The organism is Terribium retamae, from assembly GCF_022347545.1.
GTDB classification, from domain to species: domain Bacteria; phylum Pseudomonadota; class Alphaproteobacteria; order Rhizobiales; family Rhizobiaceae; genus Mesorhizobium; species Mesorhizobium retamae.
On sequence record NZ_JAKREW010000001.1, the window covers coordinates 150,197 to 167,714 of the forward strand.

Sequence of the window (17,518 nt, forward strand, 5' to 3'; positions counted from 1 at the left end):
CGCCCTAACGCGTTGAAGCCACGCTTTCTTTCCGAAACTCGACGATCACGCCGATGTGCTAACCCGAAAAGCCGCCGCCGTCGAGGAATGCCTTTTCCTCCGGCGTGGTTTCGCGGCCGAGTGGCGGGTTGCGGTGCGGAAAGCGGCCGAAACGTTCAATGATGTCACGGTGTTCGATCGCATATTTCAGGTATTCCGCAGCATTGGTCTCGGTCAGCTCGACGCTGCGATGCTGATCGTCCAGGTTCTCGGAGTGCTCGAAAGGCAGATAGAAAAAGACCCGCACTTCGGGACCCACCGCCATGTCGTGCCCCGCCGCCACAGCCTTGGCGGCGAAATGCCGTGCAAGTGGGTCAGTGGCAAACATGTGCGCAGTGCCGCGAAAACAGTTCCGGGGAAACTGATCGAGCAGGATCATCAGTGCCAGCGCGCTCTCGGCATGGTTGCCCCAATCGTCCAGTTCCCGCCGTGCCGCGGCATTGTGCAGATCGAGAAAACGGCTGCGGAACTCGGCGTCGAACGCTTCGTTCTTTTCGAACCAGGCGTTTGGGCCGGCGGTGCGCCAGAAGTCGGTTACACCGAGCGCGCGCTTGTCTAATTCCATGTTTCCCTCTTATTTATCAAAATATTACGATAGAAAACTACGAACTAGGACGAAGTGGCCGAGGTGGCATTCTTCAGCACTGCTGCCGTCTCTTCGCTAAGCGCTTGGGCGGGGCGACGCGGCTGCGTCACAGGTGCCGGCACCGGCGTCGCCAGGTTGCCTTTGAGGAAATTGCGCCCATCGCGGATATCGCCGGTGAGCTGGAGGTCGAACCGCGCGGCATCACGCCGACGTACATCTTCGATGACCTCGGCCACTTCCTCCGGGTCTTCGCCCAGCGCCTCGAGGGTCGAACCGCCAAAGACCAGTGCCGATTCGAAGGTTTCGCGCAGCTGATAGTCGACACCAGCCTTGACCAATTGTAACGACGTACCGCGGTCGAAGGCGCGTGCAAACACCGTCACGAGCGGGAATTCGGCCTTGACCAGTTCGGCGATGCGCACCGCGGTTTCCGGCTTGTCGACACAAATCAATACCGCGCGGGCACGGCCGGCGCCTGCAGCATGCAGGATATCCAGCCTGGTACCGTCGCCGTAATAGACCTTGAAACCGAAATTGGCGGCAGCCTGGATCATCTCGACATCGTTATCGATGATCGAAACGTCGACGCCGCGCAGAATGAGCGGCTGGCTGGCGATCTGGCCGAAACGGCCGAAGCCGATGATCAGTACCGAGCCTGACAGACCGTCCGCGACATCGACACCGTCCAGAGAGGGCTCGTCGCGCTGCGGGTACAGATAACGCAGCGCTATGATAGCAAGGGGCGTCAGCGCCATCGAGATGATGATGATGGCTGTTAGTATTGCATTGGCGCTGCCGTCGATGATGCCGGCCTGCGTGGCGGCAGAATAGAGAACGAAAGCAAACTCGCCGCCCTGCGCCATCACGACCGCACGTTCGATGGCCTCCCGATGCGACGCCTTGAGCAACCTTGCCACGACGTAAATACCAAGCGCCTTGGCGATCATGTAGGCAACGACGTAGATCGCGACCAGTTGCCAGTTTTCGGCAACGACCCCAAGGTTGAGCGACATGCCCACCGCCAGAAAGAAGAGGCCGAGCAGCACGCCGCGAAATGGCTCGATATCGGCCTCCAACTGGTGGCGGAAGGTGGATTCGGACAGAAGCACGCCCGCCAGGAATGCGCCCATCGCCATCGAAAGTCCGCTCATCTGCATGGCGAGCGCCGACCCCAGAACGACGAGCAAGGCGGCTGCGGTCATCACCTCGCGGGCGCGAGCATCAGCCAGCACCCGAAACAGCGGGTTCAGCAGGTAGCGGCCAGCCACCACAAGTCCAACGATTGCGGCGATACCGATGCCGATCTCCGTGAAGCGCTGTTGCAGGGTGGTGTCGGCACCGCCGGGCGCAAGGAACGCCACAAGTGCCAGGAGGGGCACGATGGCCAGGTCTTCCAGGAGCAGAATGGACACCATCCGCTGCCCCTTCGGCGTGGCGATCTCGCCTTGTTCTTCCAGCAGTTGCATGACGATCGCGGTCGAGGTCAACACGAAACCCGCACCGGCAACGAAGGCTTGCGCAACCGGGAAGCCGCCCAGAAGACCGCATGCCGTCAACAGCAGGGCACAAAGCCCGACTTGCAATGCCCCCAGCCCGAAGATCTCGCGCCGCAGGCCCCACAGCCGTGAAGGCTGCATTTCGAGGCCGATGATGAACAGGAACATGACCACGCCAAGTTCGGCCACGTGCAAGATGGCTGCGGGATCGGAAAAGATGCGCAGGCCGAATGGGCCGATAACAAGTCCTGCTGCGAGATAACCCAGGATCGAACCGAGACCGGCGCGCTTGAAGATCGGCACGGCGACGACGCCGGCGCCGAGAAGGGCGACCACGTTCACCAGTTCGCTGCTTGAAGCTTCAACCGCCATCGCTGTTCCCGTTCTTGCCGTGTCGTTGGAGGGAGAAGTCCCGTGATCAGGATAGGAGCTTCGTCACGCTGCGAATAGCCCGAATCATCATCTCCCAGCCGGGTCTTCCTGACAGCGCCAGGCGGATAAATCCAATATTTCCAATGGTCGTAGATTGGTGAGTTGCAGCAAGCCGCGATAGCAAGCTATGGACGAGGTGGCTGGGGCTCAAAACACAGGGCGGACGGGATCGCCGCCACTTTTGGAGAGGACTATCATGAAGAAGATCGTGCTGGCAGTTGTCGGCGTGGCGGCACTTGGCCTTTCGGCTTGTTCGAAGGCGCCGGAATGCACAGCGGAAGTCATCGGCAAGAAGACGCAGGAATTGACGACTGCCGTTCAGGAAGCCGTGACCAAGAACCCGGCAAAGGCTACGGAATGGGCCGCCAAGGTTCAGGAAATCGCCACCAAATATTCGAGCTCCAGCAACCAGGCCGATGCCTGCAAGGCTTATGACGAGATCATTGCTGAAGTGAAGAAGGGCTGATCGCCCGCTTTAACGCGAGACGAAGTCCCGCGCCTATGAAAACGGCGGCCTGTGGCCGCCGTTTGCTTTCTGAAGACGATGGCACGTCAATTGCGGGCAATGGCCCCGACCGCGACATCGTCAACGCGCTTCAGATTCATGCCGATGACCGGGACCATCTGCTGGTCGACCTTCACCGAGACGGTGACGATCATCGAATTTTCGTTCGGCACGCGAGCTTGCATGACGCCGCGCAACTGATTGCGATTGATGGCAAAAACGACCTTGCGATTGTCAACCACGTTGCCCGAGATGATGTCGAGGCCGGCGCCGCTCGAGCCGCCCATGAAAGAACCCTTGTAGCCGTCGCGGCCCTTGCGCTCCACCGTAGCCCCCATCTTCTGCGAGAAAACACCGACGCGGCAGTCGCCATCGAGTGTCATGCCGACTTTGCTGCCTTCAGGCGTCGAGCCTTTGAAATTGCAGTTGAATTTGGTGCCCTTGTACTTGCCTGCAACGATCTCACCTGGCCCGACCCATTGTCCTTCAACCGACTGGAAGAACTGCTTGTCACGATCGGCGCTGAAGGCCGAAGTGCCCGCAGAGACAGACACGGCGGCCGCGAGCACGAGAGGCATGGCGGCGGACAGGAACACGCTTTTCATGGATGACACCTGGCAACGAGGACGCTGTGTTGGAATTGGGTCAACCATGAAGAAGATTGGTTAATGCTTCGTCACTTGCCGGTCCGGCGAAGACGCGAAACCTAGGAAGTCGCGCCTTTGTTGCGGTCCTTTTCGCCTGTAAACGACGTCAGCGCGGTAAGAAAGTCCCCCATGCCCGGTCGCTTCACAGCGGTGAAGGGCAAGGGACGAGCGGTTTCCATCGCTGCGATACCGATTCGTGCCGTCATCATGCCATTGACCACCCCTTCGCCCAGTTTTGCGGAGAGCCGTGCTGCGAGGCCATGTCCCACGATTTGCTGAACAAAGCTGTCGCCGACGGCAATCGAGCCGGTGACCGCCAGATGGGCGAGCACACTGCGCGCCAGTCGGAAGAAACCAAGCGTACCGGGACGTCCACCGTAGAGCTCAGAGAGACGGCGGATAAGTCGACCGGCCTCGAACACGACATAGGCTACGTCGACCAGCGCACGTGGACTGACCGCCGTTACAAGCGATACACGCTTGGCGGCATCGAGGATCATGATTTTTGCCTGGGCGTCGAGGGGGCCAAGGATTTCGGTTTCGGCCAGCCGCACGAGGTTGCCGCCATCGATAATTTCCCCGCGCAGCTCCTCAAGTGCACGTCGGCCGGCGGCTGTCTGAGGTCGTGCAGCCACGAAAGCAGACAGCTCGTCCACGACACTGCGCGCTGCACTGGGATCGTCGCGGGCGATGGCGTCGAGAGCCTTGGTTTGAAGTCTTTCAACTTTGGACAGCCGGGAGATTGCTAGAAATTCGCGAGCCAGAATAATCGCCAGCGCCAGCGCCGCGATTGCCGCGACGCCTGCTGCTACCCAGCCCAACCAATCAGCACGCGAGAACAAATCCCGGATCAGCTGATCGAGCCACAGTCCGATCGCCAGGGAAATCAGGATGCCTACGGCCGCAAAGAAGACATTGCCGAGAGACGAGCGTTTGCGTGCCGCCGCCGCAGGCGGTGGTTCGGCGGCAACCAGGTCGGGCTCGTCGAACACGTCGATCGCATCAGGGACGACGATAGCGGCCTCGGTCTTCATCGCGCGGGGCTTGCGCGACGTTTCACCCGGCTTCGCCGCGGGTATTTCGGGCGCGGCTTCCGGATCGATGCGGAACGCCGCCGGTTTGCGGGGCGTGGTCATGCGAGGCGATCTCCAATCAGAAACTGCAGAGCACGATCGAGGCGGATATGCGGCAGCGACAGGGTTATGCCCTCGGCGGTGCGTTCGAGCTTCGGTGGACGAAAGCGTACGAAACGGATGGCAGGTTCGATGCTCTCCTTTTCGCTAGCCGGGCGCTCATCGAAAACCGCATCAGCACTTTTCGGTAAATCGCCGGGAAATATCGCTGTTTCCGTGGTTCCGTCAAAGGTCTCGTCACCGATACGCTCGCCTTCCAGCGGAGTGCCGATGATCACGGGCAAGATCTCGCCAGCTTGCTTCACTGTGCCTTCGCGGGTGGCACGCACGGCCGCCATCGCGACGACGTCGACAGCGGCGCCGGTGAAACTCGCTTTGGCGATGGCGCGATCCGCGAGCCGCCGGACGATCGCCTGCAATCTGTCGTGGCTTTCGTGGTGCAGATGGTCGGCCTTGGTTGCGGCAATCAGGATGCGGTCGATGCGGCGCGCAAACCAGTCCGTCAGGAAATTACCGCGCCCGGGCCGGAAACACGCGAGGATCTCCGTGACCGCGCGTTCGAGATCGGCCATTGCAGCAGGACCGGCATTCAGCGCCTGCATGGCGTCGATAAGCACGATCTGACGATCGAGCCGGGCGATATGTTCGCGAAAGAACGGCTTCACGACGTGGGTTTTATAGGCTTCGTAGCGTCGCTCCATCATCGCATGCAAGGAGCCCGGTCGTCCCCGTGTTGCGGAGACGCCAGGCAACGGTGCAAAGGTCAGAGCCGGCGAGCCTTCCAGATCGCCGGGCATCAGGAAACGACCAGGAGGCAAGGTAGAAAGTGCACGCTCATCCAGCTTGCATGCCTTCAGATAGGCCGAAAAGCTCTCGGCCAGCCGACGAGCGGTGATCTCATCAGCATCTGAATCGGGCGTTACCGTAGCTGAAAGCGCACGCCAGTCGCGGGCGAGATCGGCACGCACCGGCAAGGTTGTCAGTTCGAAGGCTTCGTCGGAAAACTCAGCATAAGACTTGCCGAGGAGCGGAAGGTCGAGCAGCCATTCGCCCGGATAGTCGACAATGTCGACCGAAAGTCTGCCGGCCGAAAACATCCGGTTCCAGCCCGAGGCAGACTCGAACTCGATGGTCAGCCGAAGTTCGGAAATAGCGCGCGTTGAATCCGGCCAGATGCGTTGGTCGACCAGCGCCGCGACGTGATCCTCGTACTGGAAGCGCGGGACGGCGTCGTCGGGCTGCTCCTCCAAAAAGGCGCGCGCGATGCGTCCGGTTTTCTGCGCCTCGAACAATGGCAGTCGACCGCCATGCACGAGATTGTGGACAAGCGCCGAGATGAACACCGTCTTGCCCGCACGAGAAAGGCCCGTTACGCCGAGCCGGATCGAGGGGCGAAACAAGCCCGCAGCACGGCCGGTTACGGTGTCCAGCGCGATGCGGGCCTCATCGGAAATGGTGGTCAGCGATGAAGCCAATCGGTGTCTCTCGCGCTCTGTTCGTCTTGTGACCCGCGCCAGACGGGAACCCCGATATAGGCTGCCGTAGACGGCTTTTGAATGGGTTACCCCGTCGTCAGACCGTGATCGGCGTCAGAAACGCTTCCAGATAACCCTTGCCCGGCGCTGCATTCGTCAGGCTGCCATCAAACCGGACGACGGCGAGTCCAGAGGTTGGGAAGCCGTGCTCCAGGGTCTCTCGCGCACCTGCCTCACCATTGCCGGAAACCGCGATTGTGAGATCTTCCATCATCGGATTATGTCCGATGACAAGAAGTGAATCGAAGTCGCCATGGTCGCGTATGATTTCCAAGTATCCGGCAGCGTCCTCGCTGTAGAGCTTGTCGAAATAAAGCACGCGGCCTGTGTCGGTATGACTGGCTATGCCCCCAAGCGTCTCTCGCGCCCTTAGTGCACCGGAGCATAGCGTCAGGTCTGGAACATAGCCGTGAGCACGCATGGCATTTCCAATCATCTCGGCATCGGTCACGCCGGAGGGGTCCAGTGCCCGGTCGAAATCACGCGTACCGGGCAGGGCCCAACCGGCCTTGGCATGCCTGAGAAGATAGAGTTTCGCCACACAGATCCCCTTGTTGCCGGCGCGTGCTGCCGGACCTCGGCCATAAGAATTAGCCAGCCGGATAGCGCGGCGCAACGGCGTTGCTCTCAGCATAATGGGCAAGAAGGCTGCGACCTGGGGTTGATTGCGTCGTCTGCCAGGGCGGGGTGGGCATGTATTAACAAATGCGTGACGGCATGACGGATTGCGCTTGTACAGCCATTGCCGCGCGAATATATAGGCGCCACATTTGGGGCAGTCGGGTGAGTCGAATGAGCGAAATAGTAGCTTCCGATTACGTACCCTCCGAAGACGAGCCGTTCATGAACGAACGGCAAAAATCATACTTTCGGCAGAAACTAATTACCTGGAAGAATGATATTCTGCGTGAGGCGCGGGAAACTCTCGAAATCCTGCAGCAGGAAAACGCCAACCACCCTGACCTTGCCGATCGTGCATCGTCAGAAACCGACCGGGCGATCGAACTGAGGGCCCGCGATCGTCAACGCAAGCTGATCTCCAAAATTGATTCCGCTCTGCAGCGTATCGATGAGGGAACTTATGGCTATTGCGAAGAGACGGGTGAGCCGATCTCGCTGAAGCGCCTCGATGCCCGTCCGATCGCCACCTTGTCGATCGAAGCGCAGGAACGCCACGAGCGCCGCGAAAAGGTCTATCGCGACGACTGATTGGTTTTCGCATTTTGTCTTCGGAGATGGCCGGCTTTGCCGGCCTTTTCTTTTGGCTACCTTTTGTGGCTTGAAAGCTCGCCGAGCAATTTCGCCATTTCATCGTCCAGGGACGGTGGTTGTGCCTTTGCGTTAGGCTTCGCTGGAGTGACCTCCTCCTCTTCCAAAGAAACTTCCAGTTCGTGCATAAGAGCATCGTCAAGCGGGTCCTCGGCGACGGCAGGCTTTGAAGCCGGAGGAAATACGGGTTCGGCCCGTACAGGATCCGATCGGAGTGCCGGCTGCGTTTGCTGAGGTTTTGGAGGTGGCGATAGGGGCAGCGTCGGTTCGCGCTGCGAGGAGGTGGCGATCTGCTGGCGCGGCGGTTCGGAGCGACGTGCCGGTTCCGTGCGTACCGGCGCGGGTGTCGGCTGCGGTTGGCGCTGTTCGGCGGAAGAGCGCGCCACGGGCTGCGATTGCTGGCCCTCTCCCGTAAGCACGGGGCGACGTGACGGCACCATGCGGATATCGCGCTCGACCACCACATCCGTTGGCCCGCCGATGAGGATAAGATGTTCGATGTCGTCGCGGCGCACCAGGACGAGGCGACGATGGCTGTCGACCGCAGTTGCATCCATCACCGCCAGGCGCGTCTTGCGATTTTTGCCGCCCGCAACATAGGTGCCAAAGGTCAGGCTGCGGACCAATTTGACGATAACCAGCAGGATGACAAGCAGAACAAGTGCTGCGAGGGTCCACAGGATGGCAGGGGCGTAATTTGGCCCTGCCATGCTTTCCAGCCAACTCAGCATCGACGTCCCCAAAATATCCAGCTCAGCGTGCGCGACACTAAAGGTGGTATCCCGTTGCCGCAAGGCGCGTTCGCGCTTTGTGAACAGCGTGCGGCGTAACGTTTTCCCGAGAAGCCTCGCAACAACGTCGATTTTGGCGCACATTTGCCAGCAAGGTCTTTTCCGGGCAGGGAGAATATGATTCAACCGGGCGAGTCGGGCGCCGGTGGCTGGAATTGGTGAGCAGGGGGAAAATGGCCAAGGAAACGAGCGGCGAATTCTATCCGGTGCCGATCGTCGACCAGGGAACGCGGCCGGGCGCGGTTACACGTCTCATCGTCTTCATGCTGGTTCTGGCCGGCGCTGCCGTCGTCTTCGGCATTTTCCGCGAACGCTTTGGCGACCCGTTCCTGCTTGGTATGCTCGGTGTCCTGGCGATGATCGGCGTGGGCTTCCTGTTTGCCACCGCTATTGGTTTTGTCCAGATCGCGCCGCGTTCGACCAGCGACGAACTGTCGAAGGCCTTTGTCGATTCCATGTCGCAAGGCCTGCTGGTCACCGATGCCAAGGACCGGGTCGTCTATGCGAACCGCGCCTATGCCGACATGACCGGTGCTACCTCTGCGGCTGACATCAAGACCGTGGAAGGGTTGCTTTCCGATGTGCCCGAGGCGACCGGCACCGTCTATCGACTGTCCGCCGGGCTGCGCGATGGGCAAGCGGGTGATGGCGAATTCCGGCTCGCGCAACCAATCCGACCGGGTGCGGAGCCCGGCGCGCGCTGGTACCGCGCCCGCGCGCGTACCTTTTCGGTGCCGGGCTTGCGCCAGCCTCTATCCGCCTGGCAACTCGCCGACATCTCGGCCGAGCGAGCCGAGCAGGAGCGTTTTTTTCTCGACCTGCAGCAGGCGATCGACCATCTCGACCATGCGCCCGCCGGTTTCTTCGCCGCCGATCAAGATGGTCGCGTCACCTATATCAATGCGACGCTGGCCGAGTGGCTTGGTATCGACCTTGCGTCATTTACGCCGGGCGCTGTGACACTGCCGGACATCGTGGCCGGTGACGGCATGGCGCTGATCCGCTCGGTGCGGGCTGATCCCGGCACCACCCGCAATGCGGTGATCGACCTCGACCTCACCACCATGGCCGGCAAGGCGCTGCCTGTGCGCTTCATGCACCGTGTTTCAGCAAGCCGTGAGGGGCTGAACGGGCCGAGCCGCACAATCGTGCTCAACCGCACGCAAGGCGAGGATGCCTCGGCCGAACTGCGCGCCTCGGAAATCCGCTTCACGCGCTTCTTCAACTCCACGCCGATGGCAATCGCGGGCGTCGATCACGATGGCCGCATCCTGCGCACCAATGCGCCATTCCTGTCGCTGTTTTCTCCTGCCGTCGACCGCGACGCGCTCGATCGCAAGGTGCGGCTGGATACCGTCATCCATGAACGGGACCGGCCCGCTTTTGCCGCAGCTCTCGAAAAGGCGCATCAGCGCCAGGCCGAGATCGCACCAATCGATACCGTGTTGCCTGATAATGAGGAGCGGCACGTCCGTTTCTACGTCAATGCGGTCGCAGACGGCACCGATGGTGACGGCGCTGAAGAGGCTGCCATCGTCTACGCGGTGGAAACCACGGAGCAGAAGGCGCTGGAAGGCCAGATGGCGCAGAGCCAGAAGATGCAAGCCGTGGGGCAGCTTGCAGGCGGTATCGCCCATGACTTCAACAACGTTCTCACCGCCATCATCATGGCATCCGACTTACTGCTGGCGAACCACCGGCCATCCGACCCATCCTTCCCGGACATCATGAACATCAAGCAGAATGCCAACCGTGCCGCCTCGCTGGTGCGGCAGCTTCTGGCGTTCTCACGCAAGCAGACGCTCCGACCCGAGGTGCTCAACCTCACAGACGTTCTGGCCGACTTGCGGATGCTGCTTGCGCGCCTCGTCGGCAACAACGTCAAACTCAAGGTCGACCACGGGCGGGATCTCTGGCCGGTCAAGGTCGACATCGGCCAGTTCGAACAGGTCGTCGTCAACCTCGCGGTCAATGCGCGCGATGCAATGCCGTCGGGCGGCGATCTCACGGTGCGCACCAAGAACGTCACGGCGGATGAATGCGCAGCCTTCTCCTACCGCGAATTGCCGGCCGCCGACTATGTCGTCGTCGAGGTCGAGGATACCGGTTCGGGCATCGCTCCTGATGTGTTGAAGAAGATCTTCGAGCCGTTCTTCACCACCAAGGAAGTCGGCAAAGGCACAGGTCTCGGCCTGTCGATGGTGTACGGCATCATCAAGCAGACGGGTGGGTTCATTTTCTGCGATTCCGAGGTCGGCAAGGGCACGACGTTCCGCATCTTTCTGCCTCGTCATATTGCCGAAGCCGTCAAGCAACCGCTGGAAGCAAAGCACGATGGCGACAAGACAGCCAGCAACGCTGCCGCAACCGAGTCGGCAAAGAATGGCGATGCGGGAAAGGCGAGCGATGCCAAGGATCTGTCCGGTTCTGCCGTCGTTCTGTTGGTAGAAGACGAGGACGCGGTCCGGATGGGCGGCGTGCGTGCACTCAAATCACGCGGCTATACCGTGCACGAGGCAACCTCGGGCGTCGAAGCCCTTGAGATGTTCGAAGAACTCGAAGGCAAGGTGGACATCGTCGTATCCGATGTCGTCATGCCTGAGATGGATGGGCCGACGCTGCTTGGAGAACTGCGCAAGCGAGCGCCGGCCATCAAATTCGTATTCGTCTCTGGCTACGCGGAAGATGCCTTCGCAAAGAACCTGCCTGCAGATGCCCAATTCGGCTTCCTGCCAAAGCCATTCTCATTGAAACAGCTAGCCACCGTCGTGAAGGACGTGCTGGAAGGCAAGTCGTAGGGGAATCGTCGCTTGACCCGGAACCGGGCTGGCGGCGTTTCCCGAAGATCAGGCCGCCTGACGCCGCAAGGCTTCCACTTCCTCGACGCAGGGGCGATGTCCGCGCAGATAAAGCGCGCAGGTGGTGCGCAGCATAGATGCGAAGTTCGGAATTTCGCCATTGATCTCAAGAGCTTCATCATAGAGCTTCGAGATGAATTTTGGCGTGGTCAGCCCCTGGGTTTCTGCGATCTCGTCCAGCAGTTCCCAGAATGTCGCCTCTAGTTGAATGCTGGTCGAATGGCCGGCCATGCGGATCGACCGGTTGATCTGGCGGTATCCTTCCGGGTCTTGCCCGGCAAACACCCTGCACATCATGAACCTCCCGTCTGTTTTTCTTGTTGCCTGTCAGGGCGCGCCGCACTGCTAGGCTTTGGAACATCTTCGGCCGAAAACGCCAAGCCGGCAATCGGACTTTCGTCCGCGAGGCAACAGCAGAATCGTTCAAAACCATAAGCGAGAGCACGTATTTGCGCGTGGTAATGGGCTGCCACCAAACTCTTTTCGCCGAGCGCATAATTCCGGACAACAGACGACGCGAACGGAGTTTTTCTTGGCCAAGGCAATCCACACTATGATCCGGGTTCTGGACGAGACCCGATCCGTCAACTTCTACAAGCAAGCGTTTGGGCTAGATGTCGCAGAGCGGCTGGACTTCGAAACGTTCACGCTCATCTATCTCTCCAATCCGGAAAGCGATTTCGAGGTGGAGCTGACCGTCAACAAGGGCAGGGCAGAGCCCTACGCGCTTGGTGACGGTTACGGCCATTTCGCCGTCTCCGTTGCCGATCTCGATGCCGAACATGATCGCTTCGGCGCACTCGGCCTCAATCCAAAGAAAATCGTCGAATTCAACCGTGACGGCGCGCTTCTGGCTCGCTTCTTTTTTGTCGAGGACCCCGACGGTTACAAAATCGAGGTTCTGCAGCGTCACGGGCGTTTCAAATAGGGCCCACACCGCCGCATCCGGGGAGGGATGCGGCGCCAGCCACGGCGCCGGAAGGGCGCAACAGCAAGCACGGGAGGAAAAAATGGTCACGATCCACGAAGGCAGGCCAGGCCTGTCGCGCCGCGAACTTCTGAAACGCGGCAGCATAGGCGCCTTGCTGGTCATTGCCGGCAACGCCGTCATCAGCCCCGAAAATGCCTGGGGTCTGGAAACGGCGGCGTTGAAACCGGAAACCATGGCAACGCTCATCCAGATGGCGCGCGATATCTATCCGCACGATCAGCTGGCCGACAAATTCTATGCGGTCGCGGTGAAAAGCCATGATGAGCAGGCCGGCAAGGACGCCAAGCACAAGGAACTGATCGAGGCCGGCATCGCCGATCTCGACAAGCGGGCGGGTACCGGTGGCTATCGCGGTCTCGGCTGGGAGGAAGAACGAGTCGCAGTGCTCAAGGCCATCGAGACGACACCGTTCTTCCAGGCGGTGCGCGGCGGGCTGGTCGTCGGCCTCTACAACCAGAAAGAGATCTGGCCGGTGTTCGGCTACGAGGGCGAATCCTACTCGAAGGGTGGCTACGTCAGCCGCGGCTTCGACGACATTGAGTGGCTTTGAGCCACGCCTCGCGCCCAGCAAGAATTCGTGGGAGGAAATCATGGCAGCACCATTCGATCTGAAGAACGATGACGTGGTCGTCATCATCGGCTCGGGCGCCGGCGGCGGCACGCTCGGCAACGAACTGGCCCAGAAAGGTATCGACGTCGTCATCCTCGAGGCTGGCGGCCGCTATGAATATGACGACTTCATCAATGATGAATGGGACAGCTTCGCCCAGCTCGCGTGGAAGGACATGCGCACGACATCAGGTGACTGGCGCGTAGCTAAAGACTTCCCCAATCTGCCGGCTTGGATCGTCAAGGCGGTAGGCGGCACCACCACCCATTGGGCAGGTGCTTCACTGCGCCTGCAGGAACATGAATTCAAGACGCTCACCACCTACGGCAAGATCGAGGGCGCCAATCTGCTCGACTGGCCCATCACCCTGGCTGATCTCGAGCCCTACTACGCCAAGGCAGAAGACAAAATGGGAGTGACGCGCACCAACGACATCCCAGGCCTGCCAGGCAACAACAATTTCAAGGTGTTGAAAGCGGGGGCTGACAAGTTCGGTTACAAGGAGTGCCATACCGGCCGGATGGCCATCAATTCGCAACCGCGCGATGATCGCAATTCCTGCCAGCAGACAGGATTCTGTTTTCAGGGATGCAAATGGGGCGCCAAGTGGTCGACGCTCTATACCGAAATTCCCAAGGGCGAAGCGACCGGGCATCTGGAAGTGCGCCCGAATTCGATGGTGATCAAGATCAACCACGACGCTACCGGCAAGGTGACCGGCGTCGTGTATGCTGACAAGGACGGCAAGCTGCAGGAACAGAAGGCGCGCATCGTCGCGGTGGCCGGCAATTCGATCGAAAGCCCGCGCCTGTTGCTCAATTCGGAATCGTCAAAGTACCCGCATGGGCTCGCGAATTCCTCGGGGCAGGTTGGGCGCAACTACATGCGCCACACCACCGGCTCGGTCTACGCTATCTTCGACAAGCCGGTGCACATGTATCGCGGCACCACCATGGCCGGTATCGTGCGTGATGAGGCCCGCAACGATCCTTCGCGTGGTTTCGTCGGAGGCTACGAGTTGGAGACGCTGGCTCTCGGATTGCCATTCATGGCCGCCTTCCTGAATCCGGGTGGCTGGGGACGTTCCTTCACGACGGCGCTCGATCACTACGATCACATGGCAGGCCTCTGGATCGTCGGCGAGGATATGCCGCGCGCCGAAAACCGCGTGACGTTGCATGCCTCGGAGAAAGATCCGCATGGCATGCCGGTGGCGAACGTCCATTTCGATGACCATCCCAATGACACCGCCATGCGGGACCACGCTTACAGGCAAGGTGCGGCGATCTATGACGCTGTCGGTGCGACGCGCGTCTTCCCGACACCGCCTTATCCCTCCACACACAATCTCGGCACCAACCGAATGAGTGAGAACCCGGAGCACGGCGTCGTCAACAAGCATGGCCAGACACACGACATCAAGAATCTGTTCGTGTCGGACGGCAGCCAGTTCACAACCGGCGGTGCAGAAAACCCAACCTTGACCATCGTTACGCTGGCGATCCGCCAGGCGGACTACATCGCCAAGCAAATGGCGGCAAAGACGATCTGACCACTCCCGAGCCTGCTCACGCGGAACACCTTAGGTGTTCCGCGTCTCTTTTGGCAATGCACCGTGATGCTAAGGCTTGCGGATCGTGCAGGTCGCCGCGGAGAAGGCGCCGTCCGGCTGGCGCATGACGATGTCGAAGGACGCATCGGTGGGGCCATCAGCGGTGACCTGGGTTACCGAGATACCGTTGCCGCCACTGGTAAAGCCACCCACAGGCCCCAGCCAGCTGACCTCGCCATTGTTGTCCATCTCGTAATTGTAGCCCTGCATCACCGGCCCATAGGTCGGGCCGCTGTAGACGCGTCCCTTGATGTTGATGTCACCGAGGTAGATGAAAGCGCCGAGCATGTAGACCTCGCAGCGATAGCTTCCGTCAGGCAGCGCGCCGTCGGCAATAGCCGCGCGCGCGTTACCAGTCGTGAAGCCTACGGCCATCAGGGAAAGCAGGAAGATCAGGCAACGCGTCATCGGTCGATCCCAGTGCGGTCGGTACATGCTTGCACGACTTTTTCGACAGCAACATTGCCGAACGTTGCCTCTTGCGCAAACTCCGCAACCGAAATCCTATATTTTGGACAACTAATATTGCTCCACCCCGGCTCACCCATGTTACCCTTCGGTTGGCCTTGGTGAGTCGGCCATATTTCCGCGTCAAACTTGGTTTGGGGGCAGATCGAGGAAGACGACGTTAGCGAGGACAAGGTCCGCGCAAGCGATCGACTATAGCGTTTCTTCCATGATCTCGGCGTTACTGGGCATCGGGCAAGGGACGGGCCGGTGGAGACGTTTTTCGAAGACTACCAAAAGCGGCGCCTCGTGGAGCGCGTCGATATCTTGACTGCCATCAACATCTTGAGATCGCAGGGTTATGATGAGGACGAGATCATTACCGAGATCACCCGCGTCTTCTATGTCGATCTCGACGAATACAATGATCTGGTAAGGGCAGCCTGAGGCTCTCGTAACCGCATCTACACCGTTCGGTGTACGCCTGAAGATCTGCGGCAGTCGCATGGTGCTATGCTAACGTGGCCCATCCAACGGGGGGCTTGCGGAGTGAAACATCTTATCCTCGTTCACGGCAGGGATATCAAGCCGGCCGGCACTGCTCTGGCCACGCTCGGCAAACGCGCTATCGTCCGGGGATTGCAGCGAGCAGGCAGGGCCGATGTGGCCGACAGGCTGGAAGGCGGCGGGATCAAGCTCACGAGCGTGTATTACGGCGACGTGAACAACGGCATCGAAGCATCCTACCATGCCAAAACTGCCGCACTGCTGACTGCTCAGAACGATCCGATCTACGATTTCAAACCATGTTTCCCAATTGCCGCGCTGGATGAGGCCTTCGAACTGACCGATAAGCTGCGCAGCTTCAACAAGGTCGCTTATCGCCACGTGCTCGCCATCGCAGAGGATTGGCGTTTCTGGGATGAGGCCGTGCATGCTGCAAGCATGTTCGGCGAACTGTTCACTTTCGGGTTGCTCAACTCTTTGTTTGAGGTTTCGATCAAATGGGATCTTGCCGTCTATCTCACCTCGCAGCGTGTCGGTTCCGAGATCCGTGCACGTCTGCAGGACGTGCTGAAACAATCACTGGCTGATGGTGATGATATTTGCCTCGTCACCCACAGTATGGGCTGCATGGTCGCCTATGATGTGTTCTGGAAATACTCGTTCCGTTCCGAATATGAAGAGCGGCGCGGCGAGGAGGCGAACCCGGTCAAGCTCTGGCTTACATTAGGCTGTCCGCTCGGGGAGATCGGCATCCGCCGTAACCTGCTCGATGCCGTTGCTCTGGAAGAAGAGAAATATCCACGCAACCAATTCCTCGACTGGATCAATGTCCATGCCGAGGACGATTTTATCGCGCATGTGCCAAACATGCGCTCGAGCTTTTCAGCCATGCGCGCGAAAGGTTACTGCCGCTCGATCACCGACAGGAAGATCTATAATTGCTGGCATTATCGGGATGCTTCCGGAGGGCAATTGGTCGCCAATCCGCACGATCTGTACGGCTACCTGATGAACCAGGACACCGCAAAGATCATCGCTGCTTGGGCGGATTGAACTTATGGTTGCGAAAAAACCTCAAAGCCCGCCGATCTCCCTTGCCGAACTGCGCAAGCGCTGCAAGGAGGCTTCGCTCACCGAGCAGGAACTCACGGATTATTTTCTCGTCGATGAAGAGCGCAGCAAGCCTTTTTCGCCTGCGCTGAAGTTCAACGAAGAACTGGTCGATGTCGGCCGCGCCAGATTAAGCCCCGAGGCGATTTCCGCGCTCTATGCCGAGGCGACACGAGCACAAACGCCACTGCCAAAGAAGCCGCGGCGGCTTACGACGACCCATCTCAGGGCGGCGCGCACCAAGCTGTTGGCTGAAGGGGATTCCTGGTTCAATCTGCCGGATTTCATCTATCCCAAGACCGCAATCGATGTTCTCGGAAGTGATTTCGACGTGAGCAACATCGCGCTGTGGGGGGATGAATTGGAGGCGATGGTCAAGGCCAAGCAGTACCGGCAGCCGCTGCGCTCCGGGCTGTTCGGACACTTCCTGTTCTCGGGTGGCGGTAATGATGTGCTGGGTTCCATTCCGGCCTATGTCAAACCCCGCAAGTCGGGCGACACCGACCCTGCCCACGCGACCGACTACATCAAGTCGACTTTTTCCCAGAAGATCAGCCAGATGATGGGCTTCTACCGCACGCTGGCTGACGATACGCGTGACGCCGCGAGCGGTCGCGTAGTGCTTTACGTTCATGGCTATGCCGATGCCATCCCAAGAAAGGGGGGACACTATCTAGGCGGCCCGCTGAAAGCGCTCGGCTTCGATTCGGACGACCATGCACCGCTGTGTCGCGCGATCGTTGCCAAAATGGTCGATTTGTTCAACGTCGCCTTGCAGTCCTTCGCGCAGAGCACGGCGCATGTTGTCTATAACGACCTCAGGCCGGCCATGACCGAGCGTGACTGGTATCGCGATGAAATCCACCCCAAGGCATCCGGCGCAAAGAAGATCGCGAAGGTGCTTTCCGATGCTATCCATGCCAATACGCCGATGGCGTGATATGGCGTGT

General features: G+C 59.8%; 18 protein-coding genes. 9 read left to right on the forward strand and 9 right to left on the reverse strand.

The features are described 5' to 3' along the window. Nucleotides 1-58: 58 nt before the first annotated feature. Complete coding sequence (locus L4923_RS00740; RefSeq protein WP_239361140.1) at nucleotides 59-604, reverse strand: DUF924 family protein; 546 nt, start codon at nucleotides 602-604, stop codon at nucleotides 59-61. 44 nt (nucleotides 605-648) lie between these two features. Further along, entirely contained in the window at nucleotides 649-2,493 is a 1,845-nt protein-coding gene (locus L4923_RS00745; RefSeq protein ID WP_239361142.1) for a monovalent cation:proton antiporter-2 (CPA2) family protein, read from the reverse strand. A 256-nt stretch (nucleotides 2,494-2,749) separates the two neighbouring features. On the opposite strand from L4923_RS00745, the gene L4923_RS00750 reads away from it, so the two are divergent. After that, nucleotides 2,750-3,019 (forward strand): hypothetical protein, encoded by a 270-nt coding sequence (locus L4923_RS00750; RefSeq protein WP_239361144.1) that lies wholly within the window; start codon nucleotides 2,750-2,752, stop codon nucleotides 3,017-3,019. A gap of 86 nt (nucleotides 3,020-3,105) precedes the next feature. Here the strand turns inward: L4923_RS00750 and L4923_RS00755 are convergent, their stop codons facing one another. The 4 genes from L4923_RS00755 to L4923_RS00770 all read right to left on the reverse strand — a co-directional run bounded on the left by L4923_RS00755 (nucleotide 3,106) and on the right by L4923_RS00770 (nucleotide 6,914). Further along, entirely contained in the window at nucleotides 3,106-3,663 is a 558-nt protein-coding gene (locus tag L4923_RS00755; RefSeq protein ID WP_239361146.1) for a hypothetical protein, read from the reverse strand. A 101-nt stretch (nucleotides 3,664-3,764) separates the two neighbouring features. Continuing rightward, entirely contained in the window at nucleotides 3,765-4,841 is a 1,077-nt protein-coding gene (locus tag L4923_RS00760; protein ID WP_239361148.1) for a YcjF family protein, read from the reverse strand. After that, nucleotides 4,838-6,313, reverse strand: coding sequence for a YcjX family GTP-binding protein (locus L4923_RS00765; RefSeq protein WP_239361165.1), 1,476 nt, complete (start codon nucleotides 6,311-6,313; stop codon nucleotides 4,838-4,840). Before L4923_RS00765 ends, L4923_RS00760 begins: the two co-directional genes overlap by 4 nt. A gap of 97 nt (nucleotides 6,314-6,410) precedes the next feature. Beyond that, nucleotides 6,411-6,914, reverse strand: coding sequence for a SixA phosphatase family protein (locus L4923_RS00770; protein ID WP_239361167.1), 504 nt, complete (start codon nucleotides 6,912-6,914; stop codon nucleotides 6,411-6,413). A gap of 251 nt (nucleotides 6,915-7,165) precedes the next feature. On the opposite strand from L4923_RS00770, the gene dksA reads away from it, so the two are divergent. Further along, nucleotides 7,166-7,582 carry an RNA polymerase-binding protein DksA gene (gene dksA / locus L4923_RS00775; protein ID WP_239361185.1) on the forward strand — a complete coding sequence of 139 codons (417 nt, stop codon included), beginning with the start codon at nucleotides 7,166-7,168 and terminating at the stop codon, nucleotides 7,580-7,582. Between the two features lie 56 nt (nucleotides 7,583-7,638). Here the strand turns inward: dksA and L4923_RS00780 are convergent, their stop codons facing one another. Next, a complete protein-coding gene (locus L4923_RS00780) occupies nucleotides 7,639-8,373 on the reverse strand; it encodes a flagellar biosynthetic protein FliO (RefSeq protein WP_239361202.1) in 735 nt (244 codons plus the stop codon). Between the two features lie 233 nt (nucleotides 8,374-8,606). Here L4923_RS00780 and cckA point away from each other — a divergent pair, with 233 nt between their 5' ends. Then, nucleotides 8,607-11,231, forward strand: a complete 2,625-nt coding sequence (gene cckA, locus L4923_RS00785) for a cell cycle histidine kinase CckA (protein WP_239361213.1) — start codon at nucleotides 8,607-8,609, stop codon at nucleotides 11,229-11,231. Nucleotides 11,232-11,279: 48 nt separating this feature from the next. Here the strand turns inward: cckA and L4923_RS00790 are convergent, their stop codons facing one another. Continuing rightward, nucleotides 11,280-11,585, reverse strand: coding sequence for a ribbon-helix-helix domain-containing protein (locus tag L4923_RS00790; protein WP_239361216.1), 306 nt, complete (start codon nucleotides 11,583-11,585; stop codon nucleotides 11,280-11,282). Nucleotides 11,586-11,823: 238 nt separating this feature from the next. Here L4923_RS00790 and L4923_RS00795 point away from each other — a divergent pair, with 238 nt between their 5' ends. The 3 genes from L4923_RS00795 to L4923_RS00805 all read left to right on the forward strand — a co-directional run bounded on the left by L4923_RS00795 (nucleotide 11,824) and on the right by L4923_RS00805 (nucleotide 14,444). Continuing rightward, the gene (locus tag L4923_RS00795; RefSeq protein ID WP_239361230.1) at nucleotides 11,824-12,219 is read left to right on the forward strand and encodes a VOC family protein; all 396 of its coding nucleotides are present in this window, start codon (nucleotides 11,824-11,826) and stop codon (nucleotides 12,217-12,219) included. Between the two features lie 82 nt (nucleotides 12,220-12,301). Beyond that, entirely contained in the window at nucleotides 12,302-12,832 is a 531-nt protein-coding gene (locus L4923_RS00800; protein ID WP_239361232.1) for a gluconate 2-dehydrogenase subunit 3 family protein, read from the forward strand. Nucleotides 12,833-12,872: 40 nt separating this feature from the next. Continuing rightward, the gene (locus tag L4923_RS00805) at nucleotides 12,873-14,444 is read left to right on the forward strand and encodes a GMC family oxidoreductase (protein WP_239361234.1); all 1,572 of its coding nucleotides are present in this window, start codon (nucleotides 12,873-12,875) and stop codon (nucleotides 14,442-14,444) included. Nucleotides 14,445-14,513: 69 nt separating this feature from the next. Here the strand turns inward: L4923_RS00805 and L4923_RS00810 are convergent, their stop codons facing one another. Then, the gene (locus L4923_RS00810) at nucleotides 14,514-14,912 is read right to left on the reverse strand and encodes a hypothetical protein (RefSeq protein WP_239361236.1); all 399 of its coding nucleotides are present in this window, start codon (nucleotides 14,910-14,912) and stop codon (nucleotides 14,514-14,516) included. A gap of 309 nt (nucleotides 14,913-15,221) precedes the next feature. Between L4923_RS00810 and L4923_RS00815 the strand changes: the two genes are divergently transcribed. The 3 genes from L4923_RS00815 (at nucleotide 15,222) to L4923_RS00825 (ending at nucleotide 17,508) form a co-directional block, all read left to right on the forward strand. Then, the gene (locus L4923_RS00815) at nucleotides 15,222-15,398 is read left to right on the forward strand and encodes a hypothetical protein (protein ID WP_239361239.1); all 177 of its coding nucleotides are present in this window, start codon (nucleotides 15,222-15,224) and stop codon (nucleotides 15,396-15,398) included. A gap of 102 nt (nucleotides 15,399-15,500) precedes the next feature. Further along, nucleotides 15,501-16,511 carry a hypothetical protein gene (locus L4923_RS00820; RefSeq protein WP_239361250.1) on the forward strand — a complete coding sequence of 337 codons (1,011 nt, stop codon included), beginning with the start codon at nucleotides 15,501-15,503 and terminating at the stop codon, nucleotides 16,509-16,511. Nucleotides 16,512-16,515: 4 nt separating this feature from the next. Next, nucleotides 16,516-17,508 carry an SGNH/GDSL hydrolase family protein gene (locus L4923_RS00825; RefSeq protein WP_239361252.1) on the forward strand — a complete coding sequence of 331 codons (993 nt, stop codon included), beginning with the start codon at nucleotides 16,516-16,518 and terminating at the stop codon, nucleotides 17,506-17,508. Nucleotides 17,509-17,518: the final 10 nt, after the last annotated feature.